This window comes from Campylobacter sp. BCW_6465 (genome assembly GCF_001762815.1).
Classification (GTDB): Bacteria; Campylobacterota; Campylobacteria; order Campylobacterales; family Campylobacteraceae; genus Campylobacter_D; species Campylobacter_D jejuni.
On record NZ_MJXN01000020.1, the window covers coordinates 1 to 733 of the forward strand.

The window sequence follows — 733 nt, forward strand, 5'->3', positions numbered from 1 at the left end:
GCTTTATCAAGCTCATCAGGACTTTTGCCTTTGGTAAGTCCTAAGAAAGCGTGGGTGAAATCTAAGCCGTTTCCATTATAAAGACTAACTAATATTTCATATTCTAAAAACTCATCAATATAAATCGTTGCATAATATTTCATTTATAAAATCCTTTCTAATATGTTGCCAGTCCATAAAAAAAGAACAATGTGCAAGTATAACCCAAGGCGAATAGTAAAACACTAAACATAAACTTTCTTTTAAAAATGGATATTAAGAAAAATACTCCTATACCACAACAACCAACAATAAACAAGCTTAAACTAGAAAAATAAAATGCTAAAAATATAAATACCGCAGATAAAACCAAAGGAATAGCATTATAAATATATAATAAATTAAACATTATGCAAGAATATACAATAACAAATAACTCTATTGCATTTCTATCAAATATTAATAAAAATAAATTCTTATCATATTTACCATAACTAATGTAAATGTAGTGAAAAGTTAGAATAATATAAGTCACCAAAGCAAGAATCAAGCTACATACAAACCAAGCAATTTGCCCACTTGATATATTGTCTATTCCTTTGCTTTCTAGTTTTTCTTTGAGTTTAGAATAAATAGGAATTTGCAAATTTACTCCTAATATAGATAAATTGTTTTATTATAACCAATCTACTTAATACTTTTAATTAATTTAAATTCTTTGTTTTTAAGATATTCTTGTCTTAATGTTTCATCT

Annotated in this window: 1 protein-coding gene; it reads right to left on the bottom strand. The window is 25.4% G+C overall.

What is annotated here, in order from left to right:
• Positions 1-157 precede the first annotated feature (157 nt).
• On the bottom strand, positions 158-625 hold the full coding sequence (locus AJ886_RS01865; RefSeq protein WP_044780638.1) for a hypothetical protein: 468 nt from the start codon (positions 623-625) through the stop codon (positions 158-160).
• Positions 626-733 lie beyond the last annotated feature (108 nt).